At 45.5% G+C, this 19,019-nt stretch carries 21 protein-coding genes; 6 read left to right on the top strand and 15 right to left on the bottom strand.

Annotated features, from left to right (window positions below; translation table 11 throughout):
- Window positions 1-18: 18 nt before the first annotated feature.
- Entirely contained in the window at window positions 19-345 is a 327-nt protein-coding gene (locus tag AZI86_RS13520; protein ID WP_061835728.1) for an STAS domain-containing protein, read from the bottom strand.
- Window positions 346-483: 138 nt separating this feature from the next.
- On the opposite strand from AZI86_RS13520, the gene AZI86_RS13515 reads away from it, so the two are divergent.
- The gene (locus AZI86_RS13515; RefSeq protein WP_061835727.1) at window positions 484-2,892 is read left to right on the top strand and encodes an LPS-assembly protein LptD; all 2,409 of its coding nucleotides are present in this window, start codon (window positions 484-486) and stop codon (window positions 2,890-2,892) included.
- A 50-nt stretch (window positions 2,893-2,942) separates the two neighbouring features.
- Here the strand turns inward: AZI86_RS13515 and AZI86_RS13510 are convergent, their stop codons facing one another.
- The 10 genes from AZI86_RS13510 to ffh all read right to left on the bottom strand — a co-directional run bounded on the left by AZI86_RS13510 (window position 2,943) and on the right by ffh (window position 8,966).
- The gene (locus AZI86_RS13510) at window positions 2,943-3,275 is read right to left on the bottom strand and encodes a hypothetical protein (RefSeq protein ID WP_061835726.1); all 333 of its coding nucleotides are present in this window, start codon (window positions 3,273-3,275) and stop codon (window positions 2,943-2,945) included.
- Window positions 3,276-3,308: 33 nt separating this feature from the next.
- The gene (locus tag AZI86_RS19330) at window positions 3,309-3,599 is read right to left on the bottom strand and encodes a YraN family protein (protein ID WP_301335749.1); all 291 of its coding nucleotides are present in this window, start codon (window positions 3,597-3,599) and stop codon (window positions 3,309-3,311) included.
- A gap of 49 nt (window positions 3,600-3,648) precedes the next feature.
- Complete coding sequence (locus AZI86_RS13500; protein ID WP_081111934.1) at window positions 3,649-4,299, bottom strand: ribonuclease HII; 651 nt, start codon at window positions 4,297-4,299, stop codon at window positions 3,649-3,651.
- 167 nt (window positions 4,300-4,466) lie between these two features.
- Window positions 4,467-4,865, bottom strand: coding sequence for a 50S ribosomal protein L19 (gene rplS / locus AZI86_RS13495; RefSeq protein ID WP_253715946.1), 399 nt, complete (start codon window positions 4,863-4,865; stop codon window positions 4,467-4,469).
- Between the two features lie 46 nt (window positions 4,866-4,911).
- On the bottom strand, window positions 4,912-5,493 hold the full coding sequence (locus AZI86_RS13490; RefSeq protein ID WP_061835724.1) for an RNA methyltransferase: 582 nt from the start codon (window positions 5,491-5,493) through the stop codon (window positions 4,912-4,914).
- Window positions 5,486-6,313, bottom strand: a complete 828-nt coding sequence (trmD, locus tag AZI86_RS13485) for a tRNA (guanosine(37)-N1)-methyltransferase TrmD (protein ID WP_061835723.1) — start codon at window positions 6,311-6,313, stop codon at window positions 5,486-5,488. The genes AZI86_RS13490 and trmD overlap by 8 nt, the downstream gene beginning before the upstream one ends.
- Window positions 6,313-6,828, bottom strand: coding sequence for a ribosome maturation factor RimM (gene rimM / locus AZI86_RS13480; RefSeq protein WP_061835722.1), 516 nt, complete (start codon window positions 6,826-6,828; stop codon window positions 6,313-6,315). Before rimM ends, trmD begins: the two co-directional genes overlap by 1 nt.
- 187 nt (window positions 6,829-7,015) lie before the next feature.
- Window positions 7,016-7,255 (bottom strand): KH domain-containing protein, encoded by a 240-nt coding sequence (locus AZI86_RS13475; RefSeq protein ID WP_061835721.1) that lies wholly within the window; start codon window positions 7,253-7,255, stop codon window positions 7,016-7,018.
- A gap of 62 nt (window positions 7,256-7,317) precedes the next feature.
- Window positions 7,318-7,566: a 30S ribosomal protein S16 gene (gene rpsP / locus AZI86_RS13470; protein WP_061835720.1), complete on the bottom strand. Its 249-nt coding sequence runs from the start codon at window positions 7,564-7,566 to the stop codon at window positions 7,318-7,320.
- Between the two features lie 68 nt (window positions 7,567-7,634).
- A complete protein-coding gene (gene ffh / locus AZI86_RS13465) occupies window positions 7,635-8,966 on the bottom strand; it encodes a signal recognition particle protein (protein WP_061835719.1) in 1,332 nt (443 codons plus the stop codon).
- A 143-nt stretch (window positions 8,967-9,109) separates the two neighbouring features.
- Between ffh and AZI86_RS13460 the strand changes: the two genes are divergently transcribed.
- A complete protein-coding gene (locus AZI86_RS13460; RefSeq protein ID WP_061835718.1) occupies window positions 9,110-9,367 on the top strand; it encodes a hypothetical protein in 258 nt (85 codons plus the stop codon).
- A gap of 70 nt (window positions 9,368-9,437) precedes the next feature.
- Here AZI86_RS13460 and AZI86_RS13455 read toward each other — a convergent pair whose 3' ends face one another.
- The 4 genes from AZI86_RS13455 to AZI86_RS13440 form a co-directional block, all read right to left on the bottom strand.
- Complete coding sequence (locus AZI86_RS13455) at window positions 9,438-10,724, bottom strand: hypothetical protein (RefSeq protein WP_061835717.1); 1,287 nt, start codon at window positions 10,722-10,724, stop codon at window positions 9,438-9,440.
- Between the two features lie 170 nt (window positions 10,725-10,894).
- Window positions 10,895-11,668 carry an ABC transporter permease gene (locus tag AZI86_RS13450; protein ID WP_061835716.1) on the bottom strand — a complete coding sequence of 258 codons (774 nt, stop codon included), beginning with the start codon at window positions 11,666-11,668 and terminating at the stop codon, window positions 10,895-10,897.
- Complete coding sequence (locus AZI86_RS13445) at window positions 11,665-12,588, bottom strand: ABC transporter ATP-binding protein (RefSeq protein WP_061835715.1); 924 nt, start codon at window positions 12,586-12,588, stop codon at window positions 11,665-11,667. Before AZI86_RS13445 ends, AZI86_RS13450 begins: the two co-directional genes overlap by 4 nt.
- Before the next feature lie 2 nt (window positions 12,589-12,590).
- Window positions 12,591-14,198, bottom strand: a complete 1,608-nt coding sequence (locus AZI86_RS13440; RefSeq protein ID WP_061836105.1) for a peptide chain release factor 3 — start codon at window positions 14,196-14,198, stop codon at window positions 12,591-12,593.
- 180 nt (window positions 14,199-14,378) lie between these two features.
- Here AZI86_RS13440 and AZI86_RS13435 point away from each other — a divergent pair, with 180 nt between their 5' ends.
- From AZI86_RS13435 to AZI86_RS13415, 4 genes are all read left to right on the top strand, one after another.
- Window positions 14,379-14,951: a hypothetical protein gene (locus AZI86_RS13435; RefSeq protein WP_157684712.1), complete on the top strand. Its 573-nt coding sequence runs from the start codon at window positions 14,379-14,381 to the stop codon at window positions 14,949-14,951.
- 102 nt (window positions 14,952-15,053) lie between these two features.
- Entirely contained in the window at window positions 15,054-16,046 is a 993-nt protein-coding gene (locus AZI86_RS13430; RefSeq protein ID WP_061835713.1) for an extracellular solute-binding protein, read from the top strand.
- A 154-nt stretch (window positions 16,047-16,200) separates the two neighbouring features.
- The gene (trhO, locus tag AZI86_RS13425; RefSeq protein WP_061835712.1) at window positions 16,201-17,253 is read left to right on the top strand and encodes an oxygen-dependent tRNA uridine(34) hydroxylase TrhO; all 1,053 of its coding nucleotides are present in this window, start codon (window positions 16,201-16,203) and stop codon (window positions 17,251-17,253) included.
- A 260-nt stretch (window positions 17,254-17,513) separates the two neighbouring features.
- Window positions 17,514-18,965, top strand: coding sequence for a homospermidine synthase (locus AZI86_RS13415; protein ID WP_061835710.1), 1,452 nt, complete (start codon window positions 17,514-17,516; stop codon window positions 18,963-18,965).
- The last annotated feature ends 54 nt before the right edge of the window (window positions 18,966-19,019 follow it).

Genomic DNA, 19,019 nt, shown 5'->3' with positions numbered 1-19,019 from the left:
GACTCGCACCTGCTGGCCTTAAAAAGACTGCAAAGCGTTTTCGATACTGTCGTGCAGCTCCAAATGTCCACATTCTGAAAATTGGAAAAGGCGCTGAAAGTCCGGGCTTAAACCTGAGATTTTCACGGCCATTTTTTTATTTCCGTGAAGATCATTCAACACACCAAAGAAGTTTTGAATTCCTGACGATCCCACGAAGTTCAAATTTTTAAGACAAAAAACCACTTTTTTGTCAGAAAACTTTTGCAAACAAGCTTTCTTGAAAGACTGTGTTTTTTCAATTTCAATACGACCGCTCAATGAAACAACTGCAATGTCGCCGTCGAGCACGAGTTTAATATTCATGAAGACCCTCATTTAGATAATCTATGCGTTAAACTCTTCGGAGAGCTTTTATGACCCTTCGAGTCCAAAAAGAGGCTAGGAAACACTTCTCCCGATTCTGCCTCGACAAACGACCTGAGCCTTCTTACAATATTTTTCGTGCATCACGGATTGATCATCTTGTATTCATTTATAGCCGCCTTCCTGGGCTTTTCTTCTGCTTTCGCGGCAGAGCCCACCGCGCGTATTCATGGAATCTTGATCAACGCCGACAGCATGTATCGCGATAACGAACGTCAGACAGCCGAACTTGAAGGCAACGTCCAGATCGTTTTCCAGGGGCAGCATATTCGCGCTGATCGTGCCCAAGTTTCTTTACGCTCTCGCCAAGTACAACTTTATGGAAACGTCGAAATCATGGATGCCAAAAACACCATCGTCGGCCGCCAAGTTCACTTGGACTATGACAACAACACGGGAATCATTTATGACGGCTACGTGCAATCCGGGTCCGTTCTTTTTGCGGGTTCCGTTTTACAAAAAACCGGTGATTCCGATTACGTGGTCACTTCGGCTGATTACACGACCTGCACCAACTGCCCCGCTACGTGGAGTTTTACGGGTTCTACCGTTCGCGCCGAACTTGGCGGGTATGCCTATATTAAAAATGCAATTTTGCGTTTAGGTAATGTGCCGGTCTTTTGGTTCCCCTACTTAGTGGTGCCTTTAAAAAGTGATCGTCAATCAGGGGTTTTAACTCCGATCTTTGAGGTTTCTGATGCGAGCGGTTTTTCTATCGGGATTCCGTACTTCTGGGCGATCTCTGAAAGCAGCGATGCGACCATTGAATTAAAAGAATATCAAAAGCGGGGTCTTAAAGGGCTTCTTGAATATCGCTACGTTCTGACGGAGTCCTCTTATGGAACATTGAACGCAGCCTCTTTGAAAGACAAAGCGATTTCATCAGATTCCCGATTTAATAAATACCGCACGACTCAAGAAAAAAACACCTCGCTAGATCGTTGGTTTTTAAAATACGAACACTATCAAGAAATGCCAGATGGCGGCGTTCATCGCGCCCAAGTGAATCTTGCTAGCGATTTACAATACCCCAAAGATTTTCCGCTAGAGACCTTAAACCATGGTGACTCGGCGATGGAAAATCGTGTCTCTTACACAAAAAACACCGAAACCCAGCATTACTCCGTGGATTCGTCTTATTACGTAAACTTACTCCATGCCGATCCTTTGGCTTACAATGACGATGCCGTTCACCGCCTGCCAGAACTGCGTTTTTCTCAAGCACAAAAAAGTTTTCGTGATACGAATTTCGTCTATGCTTTAGATGTCGATTTAGTGAACTTTGCCCGTGCCGGAAATGCCTATGATGATATGACGGCGCTAAACCAAAATGGCACGAACTATAAATTTCCGACGAACTCTTGCGCGGCCCCGCTGTGGGAGGACACTCCGGGCTGTGTACGCCAGTATGATGGCAAATACGATCCGGACATCGATCAAATCCGCACCGGTCAGCGTTTAGATTTGCGACCTACTTTGGCCTATCCATTCCAACTTGGAAACACGGTCGACTTTGTCCCTAAACTTGCTTACCGAGAAACTCACTATAGCTTCAACATTCCTGATCAACCCTACTTAGCACGGCGCTATCTGCGTACCGAACTCACGGCGCGTTCTAAAATCAGTCGTGTCTTTGGCGATGCCTTAAGCTCAAAGGCCACACGCTATAAGCATGAAATCATCCCCGAAATTACTTACACGCGCCTTCCTTGGTTGTCTCAAGATCAACATCCATTTTTCGGAACAGGCGACATGGCTAATGCGCCCTTTTCTTCGCGCGACAATGTCTCTGATTTAGATATTGCCAGTGATTATGGCCTGCAATTTGACTATACCGATCGCGTTTATGATCGCAATCTTGTGACTTTTGCAGTGACAAACAAACTGACTGAAAAACGCTGGGTGATGGATCGTCCCGAATATCGTCAAATCGGTTATTTAAAGTTAGCACAAAGCTATAACGAGGGCGGGGCTACCGGTGCCGGCGCTTCGCAACAGTGGTCGGACTTAACAGCGATTTTGGATGTGCGCTTAGACTATTTTCAAACTTACACGATCGCGAACTACTACCCTTACCAAAATGTGACCAACACCTCATCCCGTGCGCGTGTTTTAAATGACAAAGGTCAATTCTTAGAAGGACAGCTGTCATTACAATACCCTATCACTCCCGGCCAAGAAGTCGACGTCAGCAAACGGCAAGAAGACTACACCTTCTCTGCCGGATTTATTTCTAGGTATTTAAATGCCATGGGTAAAATCACTTATGATGCAAATCCTAAGGATGCCAGCACGAATGAATACCAAGTCAAGTCTTGGGCAGCGATCTTACAGTTAAAACCCCCCGGAGATTGTTGGATCATCAATCTTGCGACGGACAAGGTCACTGGCGGTGATACACGCTATTTCGTTTCATTTGATTTCAACTTCGACGGATCGCCGAAGCCACCACTTCCATCCAGCACCCTGGATTTATATGGATTTTAGAGCCGCGTTCGGCCACGGCCGAACCGTCGCTCCGGCTTACCGTCGCCGACTCAAAACTCGTAAACCGTGCTAGTCATTTGCAGGCCCTCTACTTGGCCTTTTTTAGAAAACTGCGGCATTACAGAATAAGCAGGCACCGGCTCAGGATTTTTGTTGGCTTGGTAAACTCCGTAACCAATTCCGGCATATAAACCTAGCGAAGCCCCTTTAGCGACGTTATTCCAAGAATCCCCAGGCTTATCACTGAAAGCCATACTCACCATTCCGGCCGCCGCTCCACCTAAGGTTCCCCAAGCACAAGTTTTAAGAAAGGATTTTAAATCCGCGGCCGAACACACGGAAGTTTGCACCAAAAGAACAAGAGTGATGACGAGGATTTTCATCTTTTAAGTGTCGCTTATAGGGCCTCCCCTTCGTCAACCACTCACGTTCTCAATGATGGTCACTCCGCCTTCTTTCGTGACGAAGGCCCAGTGAACTTCGACCAAACTTTCTAGTTTTTCAGCTAAAAACAGCAGGGCCCGCATCAGTCTCTTTTTTTGTCGCAAGGTGATTCGATGAGCCTGAAAGTCTTCGATGTTCGCGGTTTTAACTTCCACCATAAGCACATGATTTTCAGGTGTTCTAAAAAGCAGATCGACTTCTGCAAAAGGGGTCTTCATTCGTTGCGCTAAAAGCGCATAACCTTGTTTTTGATAAAATTCGATGACGTATTTTTCTGATTGTAGCCCCCGATCGTGAGCCCAATACGTCGAATTAGATGTTAAGGAAGGCGAGGTGTTCTTTGACCCCGGCAAAACTGCGTCGGTGGTGCAAGCACGGCCCGTGAAGGACGATACGTTCTTTGTGAATGGGCGTGGAGTAACCTTTGTGTTCTTCAAAACCATACTTTGGATACTTCGCGCCGAGTTCTTTCATCAATCGATCACGGGTGACTTTAGCGACAATAGAGGCCGCCGAAATTGGCGCTACTCGCAAGTCCCCTTTGATCACTGTCGTTTGCTCATAACCTTTAAGATTCGGAATTTTTTTATTTCCGTCGACAACGACATGTCCTGATTTCACTTTCAATTGCTCGACCGCGCGTTTCATCGCTAACAACGAAGCATTCAGGATATTGATCTCATCAATCTCCTCAACCGTTGCACTTCCGATACCAACAATGTGCTCTGCTAAAATCAAGGACGCGAGTTCTTCACGACGAATTTCGGATATCAACTTTGAATCCGTAAAGTGTTCAATGCCGACTTCGGATTTTAAAATCACGGCCGCGGCGTAAACGGGCCCCGCCAAGCAACCTCGCCCCACTTCATCCACGCCAATAACGGGAAATGGAGAAAATTCTCTCCAAGCCACATCGGGTAAATCCAGAACTAGTTTTTTCTTAGTCACTTTTTTCTTCGCCATAATTTCAACAAAACCCTAACCTCGGAACCGAACACGGTCAAAGATCAAACCACAGCGTCGAAGCCAAAACACAAAAAGGCCCTGATGGCCCAAAAAAAAGACCTAATACTTTCGCATTAGGTCTTTGGTGGTTTTCGAATTTTAAACTCTTATTAAAGAGCGATCGACTACTCGGCTTTAGATGAAGTCACAAGCTCAGATTCGATTTTCGCTGCTTTACCTTCAAGAGCACGAAGGTAGTAAAGTTTTGAACGACGTACTTTACCGATGTTTACTAGTTCCACTTTATCCAAAGCGGGAGACGCAAACGGGAAAGTTCTTTCAACGCCCACACCCGCAGAGATTTTGCGAACTGTGAAAGTTTTTTGAGCGCCAGATCCTTGGATCTTAGTTACGATACCTTTGTAAAGCTGAACGCGTTCTTTTTCGCCTTCTTTAACTTTAACGAATACGTTTACTGTATCACCAGAGCTGAATGCTTGGATATTTTTGTTAGCAGCTTTAACGCTGACACGACGAACGATGTTAGTTTCTTTAGTAGCTGTTTTAGCTGTAGTTTTAGCCATTGCACAATCCTTCTGGCAGTCAAAATTAAAAAAGAGAAATAAGGGTCTACCATGGACCCATAACGCGGTCAAGACAGATACTTACTGCCGATCTTACAGAAAGATGGCGGTAATCTTGCGGCGGAGCACCCCGGATACTCTCCAAAACCCCACTACAAGAGCCTATCAGCTCCTTTGTCATACCGAATCCAGTACCAAATAACATAAAAACGGGCTTCTTTTCCACATGCATTTCGTGACGCAACTCGCTAAATTGGTACTTTCTTTTCGCCCATTCGACCCGAGCCGTGGTCGCAATGGTGATTCCGTCGGGCTGGTTCCAATCCGCCATCGCCGCCTCCACGCTAGAAGCAGTTCTGACCGATCCTAAAGCCGTTTTCCGCATGGGATTGAACTTCGAGCCCTGTCCCACTCTCCAATGATCAAGCACGCGTTCCACGAACATCAACTGCTCTTGCATGGGATGAATGATGTAATATTTTTCCACTCCATAAACCTGACAAGCCCTAGCGATGTCGTGAATATCGAAATTCGTGATATTCGTCGATACGGTTTTTTGCATGCGATCGCGCACGGGATAATGAACAAGTCCCACCGCCATGCGGGGAACGTAAACATGTTCAGACATTGAAATCTTCCTCGGTGATATCGTCTAAGCCCAACACCTTTCGATCGGCCACGGATAGATTTTTAAAAAAATCCTGCAAATCTTTAAGCGGGTCTGACTTCTTTTTCTTTTTTAAATTTCTGACGACTTCACGCTCTTGATCTAAATAATTTGTGAATAAATCGGGGCGTTTTTTTAAAGTCACAAGAGCCGCCACTTTCTTTTTCCATTCCGCAATCAGCTTGTGATTTCCGCTTAACAAAACTTCCGGCACATCTTGATCCAGATACTGACGAGGTCTGGTGAAGTGCGGCTCTTCTAATAATCCATCTGCAAAGCTGTCTTTATTTGCCGAATCCTGATGTCCTAAAACCCCCGGGATGAATCGCGCCAAAGCATCAATAACAACCAAGGCTCCCAACTCTCCGCCACTAAGGACATAGTCCCCGATCGAGATCTCTTCATCGACATAAGAGTTAATCACGCGCTGATCAATGCCTCCGTAACGGCCGCAGATCAGAATCAGATGTTTTTCATTTGCTAAGGTTCGGGCTTTATTATCCGTGAGGGTTTCTCCTTGCGGAGAAAGATAAATGATCTTTGAAGTATTATGTTTCAATCCAGAAAGAGTCTTTTCTAAAGTCTCTGGCAACATGATCATACCGTCACCGCCGCCGAAAGGTCGGTCATCGACGGTGCGATGTTTGTCGTTCGCCTGCGTGCGCGGAGTGTGCGCTTTGACCGTCAGCAGATTTCCTTTCAGAGCTTGACCTAAAACGCCGTGAGAAACGGCGCCCTCGATCATCTCTGGGAAAAGTGTGACGACATCAACCTTCAACATTAAGCGTTCTCTAGATCGAACAATCCTTCAGGCAAATCCATCACCACCGCTTGGTGTTTGAAATCGATTTTCTTGATGAATGCGTCTACGAATGGCACTTCAACTTTTTTGCTGCCATCATCAACAACCAAAAGATCTTGAACACCATTCGAAGAAAATCCAACGATTTCCCCCAGGACAGTTTGTTCCGGATCTTTAAGTTTGAAGTTTTTGATCTCAGAAAGATAGATAGTCTCACCTGGTTTTGAAACTAAAAGCTCTTCATCAACAAAGAACTCTAAGTGTTCAACACCTTCAGCCGCCGTGCGATCAGAAACTTCTGCCGCTTTAACAATGATGCCTTTTTTAAAAGGCTTTGTGCGCTCAACTGTGAAAGTTTTAATTTCGTCAGAGTCTTTGGCCTTTAAACCGAAAGTCTTCATGCGCTTGGCCCAAGTGATATCACCCGAGAAAACTAAAACATAAAGATCCCCTTTAAGACCGTGAGCTTCGCGAACTTTTCCAACTAACTTCATATATGTCCTTTTTAGAGCCGCTTTCGAGCCGCGTTCGGCTTTGGCCGAACCGTAGCTCCGGCTTACCGGCGGACAGTCTCATTTTTGCTGCGCCTAATCAAGACCCCGTGAAGAGAATATAAAAAACCCAAAAAAAAAGGATTGTCTTAACGACAACCCTTTTTGAATTCACTTTAATCTTTAAGTATTACTCAACGATATCTAAGTGGTAGCGCTTGTTCAGCTTCGTGCCAGCCGCGCGGATAATCGTGCGCATTGCTGCTGCCGTCTTACCCTGCTTACCAATCACTTTACCAAGGTCTTCTTTATCAACCTTCAAAGCTAAAAGCGTGGTTTGCTGACCAGGGATTTCATCTACTTCTACGTTGTCTGGCTTATCTACTAGAGACTTAGCCATAAACTCAACGAGGTCTTTCAAGCTATCCATTATTACCCCCAATTATGGAATACCCGAAATTCTATCAAATTTCGGATGAATTCCAACACTAATTACTTAGCTTGAGCCAATTTAATAACGTGTTTTACACGCTCAGAAGGTTGTGCACCTTTTTTGATCCAAGCATCAACTTTAGCAAGATCCAACTCAACTTTTTTATCGTTACCTTTTGGAGAAGGAATGTAAGTTCCAAGAACTTCAAGGAATTTACCAGTAACGTAACGACGAGAATCCGCAACTGTAACGCGGTATTTAGGACTGTGCTTAGCACCCATACGAGCCAAACGAATAACAACTGCCATTTTTATAAACCTCTTGTTTTAAACAGTAAGACCAAGTGTGTACTGTGATAAGTATTAAATATCAAGCGCTAAAATGGGAACTTCATTCCGCCTCGACCCATTCCCATCTTCATCATTCCGCTCATCATCTTCTTAGCGTCCTCAAATTGCTTAATAAGCTTGTTTACGTCTTGCACCTGAGTCCCACTGCCATTGGCGATGCGGGTGCGGCGCGAAGCGTTAAGAACCTTATGATTATGACGTTCTTCAAAGGTCATGGAACGAATGATGGCTTCAATTTTTTTAATTTCATTGTCGGGTGGAGTCATATTCTTAAGCTGCTTACTTAAATCCCCCATGCCCGGTAAAAATTTCAAGATGGTTTCAAAACCACCCATTTTTTTAAGCTGTTGAATCTGAGTTAAAAAGTCTTCCAAGGTGAACTCATTTTTCATCATCTTTTTGGCCGACGCCATGGCCGACTTTTCATCGATGACTTCTTGAGCTTTTTCCACCAGCGACAACACATCGCCCATTCCCAAGATACGCCCTGCCAGACGATCGGGATGGAACACCTCTAAGGCCGCAACTTTTTCGCCGACCCCAAGGAACTTAATGGGGATGCCGGTGACTTCTCTGATAGATAAGGCCGCACCACCGCGCGCATCCCCGTCTACTTTAGTTAGAACTAAGCCGGTTAACTGCAAACGCTGATGGAAGCCTTCAGCCACGTTCACGGACTGCTGACCTAGCATCGCATCGGCCACTAAAAGAATTTCTTGGGGTGTCCAGATTTCACGAAGACGTCCCAACTCTCCCATCAACTGATCATCGATTTGCAGGCGACCTGCAGTGTCCACGATCACGACTTCTACCAAGTTGTCCTTGGCCCATTGTTTGGCTTTTTCTAAGATCTCTTCAGGCTTCATTCCCGCTTGGGTCGGGAAGGTCGGAATATTGTTCTGGCGACCCAAAGTTTGCAACTGATCCACGGCCGCCGGACGATAAATGTCGGCAGGAATCAAGCCTGGTTTTTTTCCCAACTTTTGGCGAATGTATAAAGCCAGTTTTGCGGAAGAGGTCGTCTTCCCTGCCCCTTGCAAGCCCACCATGAAAATCACACTGGGGTTTTCACGGACATTAATATCCACAGCTCCGCCGCCAAGGACGTTCACCAGTTCATCATGCACGATTTTAACGAACATTTGGCCCGGATTCACGTTAGCCAAAACTTCCGCCCCTAAGGCTTTGGCTTTGACCTTATCCACGAAAGATTTCACGACTTTGAAGTTCACGTCGGCCTCTAAAAGACTTAAACGGATCTCTTTGATCACTTCTTCGATATTGGATTCGGTGATCTTGCTTTGACCACGGACTTTTTTAAGGCTGGCCGTGATTTTATCAGACAGGTTTTCGAACATGAGAATCTCCATCGGGCATCAAGTCGGGCAAAGGGACTGTTTAGCACGAAAGAGTGGCTTTTGTATAATTGTTAGGCGCAGCGCATCATGAGATACAAAATGCGTCCTTTTAGGTATGAGAAAGGCCTTTAAGGGGCACTTCGATGAAAAATTTCGTAATTATCTCATTAGTTCTGGCTTTTGGCTTAATCGCAAATGCGCAGCTGCGCACGGATTCTGCGTCGGTTGCGGCCGGTCTTCGCGACGCGCGTAAAGACATGGAGGCACGCACAGAGCGCACTATCCTAGAAAAGTTAGAAGAATCTCGACTGCGTGATGAGCGCAATCGTCGCGAACGTTTTGAGTCATTAAATTTTAGCGTTGTTAATGACGGCAACTCGGCTTCAAACACTTCGTACTAACCGGGGCCTAAAACAAATAAAAAAGGACTGCTTGGTGCAGTCCTTTTTTTTTGCTCTTTGTTTTAAAAAATTAAAACTTAGGCATTTTCACAGAGTCACTCGAACGCTCATAAGTCGGCTTCGCGTTAAAGAACTCACTGTTTCGGCGAGCGATGCGATAGCCCACATAAGACTTGTGCTTAGCCGGAACATCTAACACCACCGTCATCTTAGGTTGATTTAAAACCGCAACCGTTGAACTGATCTTTTTCCATGAAGAAAAACCGCAAGTTCCACTCCAGCCGTATTCACAAGTATTCACGTTGTATTCGATTTCAAATTGCGCGTTAGGATCATTTTTGATTTCGTTGAAATACTTAGGATCTAGTTCGACCGTAAAGGTCGCTTTACCACCAATCAACTCATAACGGTCGCTAAGAATCACGTTCCCCGGTAAATCACGCAATTCACGACTGTCTGCTTGCAGATTCAAATTTAAAACACGCGTGGCGCCCACCGTGCCCACCTCTTGTTTTACGATTTGATAACGGTTGTATCCATTCACGTCTAGCGAAGCGCGCATATCATTATCGACGGCGATAGACAGTTGGTCACGCTCCCAAGGTAAAAGCTTTGCATCCAAGACATTGACGCGCAACTCGACCGGAATGCTTTGCACGATTTGGCGAGTTTCTACGGTTCTATTTTTCGGTGTGCGCTTTTCCACGCGTTGAGAAATAACTTTCGTGCAGGGGCTTTTTATCATTGTACAGGCTTCTTTTTTATAGCCCAGCTTGTTCACGTTCTCTAATTGATAGTTGTCCGTCACCATTGTTGCCACGTTTTTACGGATCACGCCCGCTTGCGCTGCGCGATTTATTTCGGCTTCAAACTCGGTCCAACTGCGGGGCTTCGTGCGGAAATAACCTTTTTCTACCAAGGCTTTTGAAGACACTTCACCAATACCTTCAATAGCTTTAGCTAAGGCATCGGCTTTTTTCTCTTTCGTCGTTGCGCTAAAGTAAGCTTGCCACAAAGCGCTGTCGCCCGTAGCCGGAGGACAGTTTACGCGAGAACACATGCCGGGAACTTCAACGTCTCTTTCTTCCCAGGTGCTGGTGTAATCGGTGACGACTTGTTTCCACACCATTTCTTGGGAAATCTGTCCTTTAAAGGCTTGAGCTTCAGACTCCCTAGTCACGTCCATGGCAAACTTCGCCGGATGCCACAAAAGTTCATAAGATTGAGCGGGTTGGCGCTCTCCCGGTTTTAGATAATGAACGTCACCTTGCGGTGGTGGTGTTGAGGGTTGAACATTTGAATGTGTGCAACCTAAAACGGCAAGGCTCACGAATAGGCCTGAAACAAGTACCTTCACAAAAATCCTCCATGTGTTTTGTTCGGATACTGAAATCTTAGCCGGAAAATTCGTAAACTGTTACAGGTTTTTCCGAACAAGACGGATGTCTCAGAGACAAAAAGGCCCCGCTTTATCGTGCTCTTCTGAACACGGCAAAACTTACCGGGACCTGAAAGCGCAAGCCTGATCTACCAACGCTGGAAAGATCCTTTTTTCAAACTGATGTGAGCAAGGACGTAAAAAAAGATAAAGCCGATAAGGGATATAATCCCGGCCGTCCAGACGTTCACGTCGCTGACCCCCAGGATCCCAAAGCGCAGGCCGTTAATCAGATACAATAACGGATTTACTTTTGAAACCGACTGCCAAAAGGGATGCAAGTGTTCAATGGAAAGAAACACCCCGCCCAAATACGTTAACGGTAGTAAAATAAAGGCCGAAAATGCCGAAAGCTGATCAAAGGTCGTTGCCCAGAACGCAACACTGATACCAATCATTCCAAACGTCAGTCCCGCCACTAGCAAGAAAAACAACGTCGTTAAGGGATGGGCGATGCCTAAAAGATGGCCATCTTGATAGTACATGAATAACGAGCCTACGATATATGTGATCACGGCCACTAAAGATCCGCGGACCACCGACCCCAGACTCATGGCCCAGATGATTTCTCTGTCGGTCACCGGAGCCACGCGCAAATCCTCTAAGTCGCCAGAAAATTTTGACGAGACAATCGAAGAAGACGAATTTTGAAATGAGTTATTAATCAAACTCATCATCATAAGACCCGGAATCAAGAATGACAAATAGCTCACCCCTTGGTGTTGCGCCATTTGTCCGCCCAAAGACACGCCAAAGATTAAAAGATATAAGAAGCTTGAAACAAAGGGCGTGATGATCGTTTGCACCAACACTTTGCAAAAGCGCGCAATCTCTCTTTGAAAGATGGTTAAAAATCCAGTCATAGGACACTTCCTTGAGTTTCGGCTTTTTTGCTGACTAGTTTTAAGAAGGCGGCTTCCAGATCGCCTTCTTCAATTTGCACGTCGCGAATCAATGTGGTTGGTATCTTGGTTTCCGCAATCAATTCACCCAAAGGTTTATTTTGCGGAATCACGAAGACGTAATCGTTCCCCACATTTTCAATTAATAATGGCGAATGAATCCCAATAGGTTTCGTTAGATTAATACGCACTTTTTTGTGCGTGTATTGATTGACGATTTCGCGGGTATTCCCCACGGTCACCACCGAGCCTAAGTTGATAATCCCCACGCGATCACACAACTGCTCCGCTTCTTCCAAATAATGCGTGGTCAGCAAAACCGAAACGCCGTCATTGCGAAGTTCTTGAACGAACTTCCACAGATCTTCACGCAAGCGAATATCCACACCGGCCGTGGGCTCATCCAAAAGCAAAAGCTTTGGATTATGGACCAAGGCTTTAGCGATCATCAAACGACGCTTCATCCCGCCGGAAAGCTGTTTGACCTTCTTTTTGCGGTGATCATAAAGCGCTAGTTTTTCCAGTAAGAAATGGATGCGCTCGGTATTCTTGCGAAGTCCGTAATAGCCAGAATGAAAATTTAAAATTTCTTCCACATCAAAAAAACCGGACGTTATGACTTCTTGATGAACCACACCAATTTGGCGTTTGGTGAACATCGGGTCTTTAGAGACCTCGACACCAAAAACTTTAACGGATCCTGAGGTCGGCTTTTCTAAGGTCGTGATCGAAGAAATAATCGTGGTTTTACCGGCGCCGTTGGGACCTAGTAATCCAAAAATTTCTCCAGGCTTTACGTCAAAGCTCACACCTTTTACCGCCTCCACCGAAGCGCCTTGATAGCGCTTGCGGAGGTCGGATATTTCTAAGGGCATATTCATAACTATCTCGCTCTGCTGATGCTAGTGTGAAACTCAACGGTTGGATTTTCGCGTTTCAACCAGTTTAAATCCCACTCTTGATTGACCAAAACCACCGGATTATCTTGAAGATCGCGGAACATATTCGCGCCCCCTTTAAGTTCGGTCACCGCTTTGCCATCTTCGGTTCTTGGCCAACGAGCCACTCCGAAAGGAAGGCGATTTAATTTTACTTCTAAATTGTACTCATCCTGCAAACGGTGCAAAAGAACTTCGAATTGAAGTTCACCGACCGCCCCAATGATGGGATCTTGCATCCCAACCAGCGGATCAATAAATAGCTGGATCGCCCCTTCTTCGGACAAGTGCTTTAACGCCTCTTGCATTTTTTGGCGCTTTAAAGCATCACGCACCGAAAGGCGACCAAAAAGTTCTGGGGCAAATTTTGGAATGTCTTCAAATTGCACATTGCCAGAAACATACACACAATCACCGATCGCAAAGTTTCCGGTATCCCCGACCCCCACGATATCACCCGCGTAGGCTTCATCCACGGTTTCCTTATCGGCCGCGACGAATTGACTTGAATAAGAAAGGCGTAATTCTTTTGAGTGACGGGAATGTTTTACCTTCATGCCGCGTTCAAACTTACCAGAACAAATACGCAAAAAAGCAATACGGTCACGATGGCGTTTGTCCATATTGGCTTGAATCTTAAATACAAACCCGGTGAAGTTTTGATCTAATGGATCAATCTCGTTGCCCGTTTTGGTGGGACGAGGTTGCGGACCGGGCGCGTATTTCGTGAAAAACTGCAGGAACGTATCCACGCCGAAGTTCTGTTTGGCAGACCCGAAAGTCACCGGCGAAATCGTGCCGTTTAAAAACTCATTCACATCAAATGGCGGCAAAGCACCTTCGATCAAATCAAGTTCTTCTAAAACTTGGTCGGCGGATTCTTTATCTAGGTAATCGTAAAGAATCGCGTCGTCTTTGCCTTTTTCAAAAGGAATGACTTTGTAATCTTCGACCTCTTCGCGGCGCTGATCATAGATCCAGATTTCTTTGGTCAAACGATTGTAAATCCCGCGAAAGCGTTGCCCGATACCCAGCGGCCACGTCACCGGATAGCATTGCATGTTCAAGGTTTTTTCGACCTCATCAATCAATGTCAGAGGATCTTTACCTTCACGGTCTAATTTATTTACAAACGTAAAGATCGGGATGTTGCGCATGCGACAAACTTCGTAAAGTTTCTTAGTACGTTCCTCGACGCCTTTGGCAACGTCGATCAACATGCACGCTGATTCCACGGCCATCAAAACGCGGTAAGTATCTTCCGAGAAATCTTTATGGCCGGGCGTATCCAGTAAGTTTACGCGCAAACCATCAAAATCAAAAGTCATCACCGATGACGTGATCGAGATCCCTTTCTGTCTTTCAAGCTCCATCCAATCCGAAGTGACGGCTTTCGTCCCTTGTTTCCCTTTAACCTCACCCGTTTCATGGATGACGCCACCATGATAAAGAAGTTTTTCTGTCAGCGTGGTTTTACCGGCATCGGGATGCGAGATAATGGCGAAAGTACGACGGCGCTGGATTTCTTTTTGAACTTGCGGAGTAGAGAGCATGTGGATCCTTGCTAAAAGCTCTTTTTTACTCGGAAAAGAGCACATTAACAACCCTGCGCCATGCTGAATTGCTGCACCTAGCCAGGAACATTCCGAAAGACATCTAAATACTGATTTTAAAGTGATCCAGAAGGGATTTCTTTGGTGACCGTCTGGCTGTCCTTCGTCTAATTTTGATAGATGAAGAATTTCTTCTTACATACACTCATCTCACTATTGTTCTTTTCAAATCTCGCAATTGCGACGCCCGCACCACAGCCAGGGGAATTAATGGGCGGGATTGAATACAGCTTCCTCACTTCGCCCAATCAGGGCTCTAGCGATCCGAAATACTCTGATGCTTTACGTATTGGTCTATTCAGTGATCGAGGCCTTCCATTTGGAATGTCTTTTGATTTCGGGTTTTTAAATAAAGAAAAACAGCGATACACGCGGTTTGGAGTATTTAATTTTGGCAAGCAGCCAACGATTTCGGTCGAATCACCTTTAGGTTTTTATTATCGCGCCGAGCTTCTCAGTTTTAACTGGAAAGAGGGCGGATCTTTTCATTACTCGCCGGGTTTAGAGCTTGGAGTAACATTTCCTCTTTCGGCGCAATATGGAATAGGGTTGTTTTCAAAGTTGACCCTTGAACCTAGAACAAATGGAGACAATAACCCTTGGGGTCAAGAAGATGGTCCGAAGGGAATTTTCTGGCTGGGAATTAACTTGCTTCAAATGAATCACTATAGAGCGACCGCTTCTCCCGAATAAAACATAGTTTTCCAAATGAAAATGAAGTGAATTGAGAACGCCCCTTTCTTGACCTTTACTCCTTGAACAAGCTAGTTGGCTTTTAAACAAGGAGTTCAAACAATGAAGAAAATGATTTTTGCAGCCGCACTTTTGGCTGCAGGTTTTGCTCAAGCTTCCGCAAAAGAACTGACAGTTTATTCGGTTTATGAAGCCGAAAGATTAGCACCCATTTTTAAACCATTCACGGATCGCACGGGTATCACGGTGAATGTAGTCGTGGGGAAAAGTGATGAGCTGATTGAAAAACTTCGCGTTGAAGGTGCAAGCACTCCGGCGGATCTTTACCTAGATAAAGACATTGTTTATCTTGGCAAAGCTCAAGAACTAGATCTTTTCCAAGCGTTTTCTTCAAAAACAATTGAATCAAAAATCCCCGCGCATTTGATTGATGCCAACAAAAACTGGCTTTTGATTTTTTATCGCGCGCGTATCATGGTTTATAACTCTAATAAAGTTTCTGCTTCAGAACTTTCCACTTACGAAGATCTTGGATCTGACAAATGGAAAGGCCGCCTTTGCGTTCGTACTTCAGCCAATAGCTATAACGAAGCTTTGGGTGCCTATTTTGTCAAACACTTGGGAGCAGAGAAAACTTTGAACCTTTTTGCTTCATGGGTGAAAAACCTAAGCGTCGATCCAATCAAAGGTGATACGGATGTGATTAAAGCCGTGGCGGCAGGAACTTGCGATGTGGGTATTGCGAATTCTTACTACCTGGCTCCCCTGGTTAAAGCAGATGCTCAATACCCAGTAAAACCATTCTTCCCGAACCAAAACGGTATCGGCACGCATGTGAATGGTGTTGGTATTGGTTTGACAAAACATACGGCTAAAACAGCTGAAGCGACTTTGTTACTTGAATACCTTACTTCTAAAGAAGTCCAAACGGTTGTGGCTGCTGGCTTTAGCCAATACCCTTCAAATCCAGAAGCTTCTTTAAGCGATATCTTGGTTGAGTTCGGTTCTTTCAAACAAGATTCTACGAATTTGGGCCTGATTGCGCCTCACGTTCCAAAAGCTAAAGCCCTTATGGGACAAGCTGGATACAAATAGTCCGCTTTTTTACCACCCTGGGGTTGTATTTATTGGCAACCTCGGGGTTTTTCTATTCTGCCTCTTGCGTCTTTTTCTTAAAAGTCATATATCCAGTCCTACATAACTTTAACTCCCCTAGGTTTGGAGCCTTGGAAGGATCATTGAGGTGTCTATGACTGCGCCAGCGACCAACACGTCGACTTATTTCGTTACTACTTTCTATAAATTCTTAGTTCTTAATGATGTTCCTGCGGTTCAAAAAGATCTTCAAGCCAAGGCCGATGAGCTCAACGTCAAAGGCCTAATTATCTTAGGCACGGAAGGTTTTAACTCCACCATTGCCGCTCCTTCTGAAGAATCTTTTGCCGCCTGGAAACAATTTATTCGTGACTACTTTAAACTTCCGGAGTTGTTCTTTAAAGATTCGGTTTCACCCAAAGCGCCGTTTCGCCGTTTTAAAGTGAAAATCCGTGAAGAGATCGTGACCACCGGAATTCCTGAAATCATGCCGCCGGAAGGGAAAAATCACCACTTAACTCCTGAAGAGTGGAACCGCGTGATGAAAGAAGAAGATGATTTTGTCATGATCGACACACGCAATTGGTATGAATATAAAATCGGAACCTTTAAGGGTGCATTAAATCCGAACATTGAAAAGTTCACTGATTTCCCGCAATACATTGAAAGCCAAGGCATCGCTAAAGACAAAAAGATGTTGATCTTTTGCACGGGCGGAATTCGCTGTGAAAAAGGGATCTTGGAATTACAAAAACAAGGTTACGACAATGTCTTTCAACTTGATGGTGGAATTATCAATTACATGAAGGAATTCCCTAACGATCAGTTCGAGGGCGAATGCTTCGTGTTCGACCACCGCGTGGCTTTAGATCAAAACCTACAGCCTTCAACGAAGTACGGTCTTTGTCCCCACTGCGGCCAACCTTCTGAAATCAAAATCACATGCAAACGCTGTGACTCTGAAGAATTGATCTGTGAAGAGTGCTCGCACTTAGAATTTAAAAAAGACACGTGTTCAAAAAACTGCGCCCACCAGTACAAACTAAATCCTGGCAAAAAAGGCGCAAAACAAATTGTGCCATTTGAAGTAGAAAAAATGGTAGCGACCGGCGAAGAAGAAATCCCGACCATCCGAGTCTCTAAAACAAAAGTCGTGACTATCGACAACAAAGGCAACTCGGTCACCGTGACGGTCGATCGCAAGTAAGCCTTATCCACTCCGGCGCTGCCGGAGTAATCCCCACTCCCGCGTTGCGGGAGTAATGCTTCCCCTCCCATGTATCTCGCTCAGGCAGCGGGTTTCCCACCGCTGCTGCAACACGCCTCTAGTTATTGCTCTAAAAAAATAATTTTGTATTCAGACAAAAAGGTGCTTAAATTTCGCCATAAGAGTTTTTTAAAACTCTTTAACAATGAATGGGTTTTTAAAACCCTCCACCTAGTGGAAAGAAAGGCGGCCCCTATATCATGACTAAAAATACCTATACTGTTCCAAAGGGACACTATGGCGAGATCACCGGACCCATCGTATTGATCGGTTTCGGCTCTATCGGAAAAGGCACTTTGCCACTTTTAGAGCGCCATTTTAAGTTTGATAAAAACCGTCTGGTAGTTATCGACCCTAGCGAAAAAGATCGCGAGCTTTTGGATCAACGAGGTATCCGCTTAATCAAACAAGCGTTAACTCATGATAATTACGAGGCTGTCTTAAAACCCCTTCTGCGCGACGGAAAAGGGGGCACCGGGTTCTGCGTGAACTTGTCTGTAGACGTGTCCTCCCTGGACGTGATGACTTTGTGCCGCTCTTTGGATGCGCACTATATCGATACGGTCGTCGAACCTTGGGCGGGGTTTTACTTTGATACCAAGATGTCTAATGATGCGCGCACCAACTATGCCTTGCGTGAAACTCTTTTAGAAGAAAAACGCAACAGCCCCGGCGGCATCACGGCGGTCAGTTGCTGTGGCGCAAACCCTGGCATGGTGTCTTGGTTTGTAAAACAAGCACTTTTAAACCTGGCAAAAGATTTAGCGATCCCTCACGAGACTCCGAAGACTCGTGAAGAATGGGGCCGCCTTATGCAAAAAGTGGGTGTTAAAGGCATCCACATTGCTGAACGCGATACCCAGCGCTCTAAACACGCCAAACCTGCCAATAACTTTGTGAACACTTGGTCCGTGGAAGGCTTTATCAGTGAAGGCATGCAGCCCGCTGAACTTGGTTGGGGTACTCATGAAAAATGGATGCCTGAAACGGGCCGTCGCCATGAAGCTGGATGCCAAGCGGCTATTTACCTGCAACAACCCGGTGCTAACACCAAAGTTCGCTCTTGGTGTCCAACCCCAGGGGCACAGTACGGGCGCTTAGTGACACACAACGAGTCGATTTCGATTGCTGACTACTTCACCGTAGGCACTGGAAACAACGTTGAATATCGTCCGACGTGCCATTACGCGTACCACCCGTGCAACGATGCCGTTTTGTCATTAGAGGAAATGTTTGGTCGCGCCGGAGAGCGCCAACCTGAACATCACATTTTAGATGAAAACGAAGTCATCGACGGGATTGATGAGCTGGGAGTGCTTTTATACGGTCACGGTAAAAACGCTTACTGGTATGGATCGCAATTAAGCATTGAAGAAACGCGCGCGATTGCCCCGTATCAGAATGCCACGGGCTTACAAGTAAGCTCGGCGGTGATTGCAGGAATGGCTTGGGCTTTGGAAAATCCAAAGGCTGGCATTGTTGAAGCCGACGAGATGGATTTTGCCGCCTGCTTAAAATGGCAGACCCCGTATTTAGGACCAGTAAAAGGTTACTACACGGATTGGACGCCGCTGGAAGGTCGCCCGGGATTATTCCCCGAGGACATCGATAAGAGCGATCCTTGGCAGTTTAGAAATATATTAGTTCGTTAACCCCCAAGCCCTCTTGAATAAGAGGGCTTTTTTTTGTATCTTTTACCTCTATTA

This window comes from Bdellovibrio bacteriovorus (assembly GCF_001592735.1).
GTDB classification, from domain to species: Bacteria; Bdellovibrionota; Bdellovibrionia; order Bdellovibrionales; family Bdellovibrionaceae; genus Bdellovibrio; species Bdellovibrio bacteriovorus_D.
The sequence above is the reverse complement of the archived record's forward strand: the minus strand, read 5'-3'. Positions and strand labels throughout refer to the sequence as shown.

Coding starts and splice junctions, on each gene's coding strand:
- AZI86_RS13520 (WP_061835728.1), bottom strand. CDS start 345: ATGAATATTAAACTCGTGCTCGACGGCGACATTGCAGTTGTTTCATTG.
- AZI86_RS13510 (WP_061835726.1), bottom strand. CDS start 3,275: ATGAAAATCCTCGTCATCACTCTTGTTCTTTTGGTGCAAACTTCCGTG.
- AZI86_RS13500 (WP_081111934.1), bottom strand. CDS start 4,299: ATGGCGAAGAAAAAAGTGACTAAGAAAAAACTAGTTCTGGATTTACCC.
- rplS (WP_253715946.1), bottom strand. CDS start 4,865: ATGGCTAAAACTACAGCTAAAACAGCTACTAAAGAAACTAACATCGTT.
- AZI86_RS13490 (WP_061835724.1), bottom strand. CDS start 5,493: ATGTCTGAACATGTTTACGTTCCCCGCATGGCGGTGGGACTTGTTCAT.
- trmD (WP_061835723.1), bottom strand. CDS start 6,313: ATGTTGAAGGTTGATGTCGTCACACTTTTCCCAGAGATGATCGAGGGC.
- rimM (WP_061835722.1), bottom strand. CDS start 6,828: ATGAAGTTAGTTGGAAAAGTTCGCGAAGCTCACGGTCTTAAAGGGGAT.
- AZI86_RS13475 (WP_061835721.1), bottom strand. CDS start 7,255: ATGGATAGCTTGAAAGACCTCGTTGAGTTTATGGCTAAGTCTCTAGTA.
- rpsP (WP_061835720.1), bottom strand. CDS start 7,566: ATGGCAGTTGTTATTCGTTTGGCTCGTATGGGTGCTAAGCACAGTCCT.
- ffh (WP_061835719.1), bottom strand. CDS start 8,966: ATGTTCGAAAACCTGTCTGATAAAATCACGGCCAGCCTTAAAAAAGTC.
- AZI86_RS13460 (WP_061835718.1), top strand. CDS start 9,110: ATGAAAAATTTCGTAATTATCTCATTAGTTCTGGCTTTTGGCTTAATC.
- AZI86_RS13450 (WP_061835716.1), bottom strand. CDS start 11,668: ATGACTGGATTTTTAACCATCTTTCAAAGAGAGATTGCGCGCTTTTGC.
- AZI86_RS13445 (WP_061835715.1), bottom strand. CDS start 12,588: ATGAATATGCCCTTAGAAATATCCGACCTCCGCAAGCGCTATCAAGGC.
- AZI86_RS13440 (WP_061836105.1), bottom strand. CDS start 14,198: ATGCTCTCTACTCCGCAAGTTCAAAAAGAAATCCAGCGCCGTCGTACT.
- AZI86_RS13435 (WP_157684712.1), top strand. CDS start 14,379: ATGAAGAATTTCTTCTTACATACACTCATCTCACTATTGTTCTTTTCA.
- AZI86_RS13430 (WP_061835713.1), top strand. CDS start 15,054: ATGAAGAAAATGATTTTTGCAGCCGCACTTTTGGCTGCAGGTTTTGCT.
- trhO (WP_061835712.1), top strand. CDS start 16,201: ATGACTGCGCCAGCGACCAACACGTCGACTTATTTCGTTACTACTTTC.
- AZI86_RS13415 (WP_061835710.1), top strand. CDS start 17,514: ATGACTAAAAATACCTATACTGTTCCAAAGGGACACTATGGCGAGATC.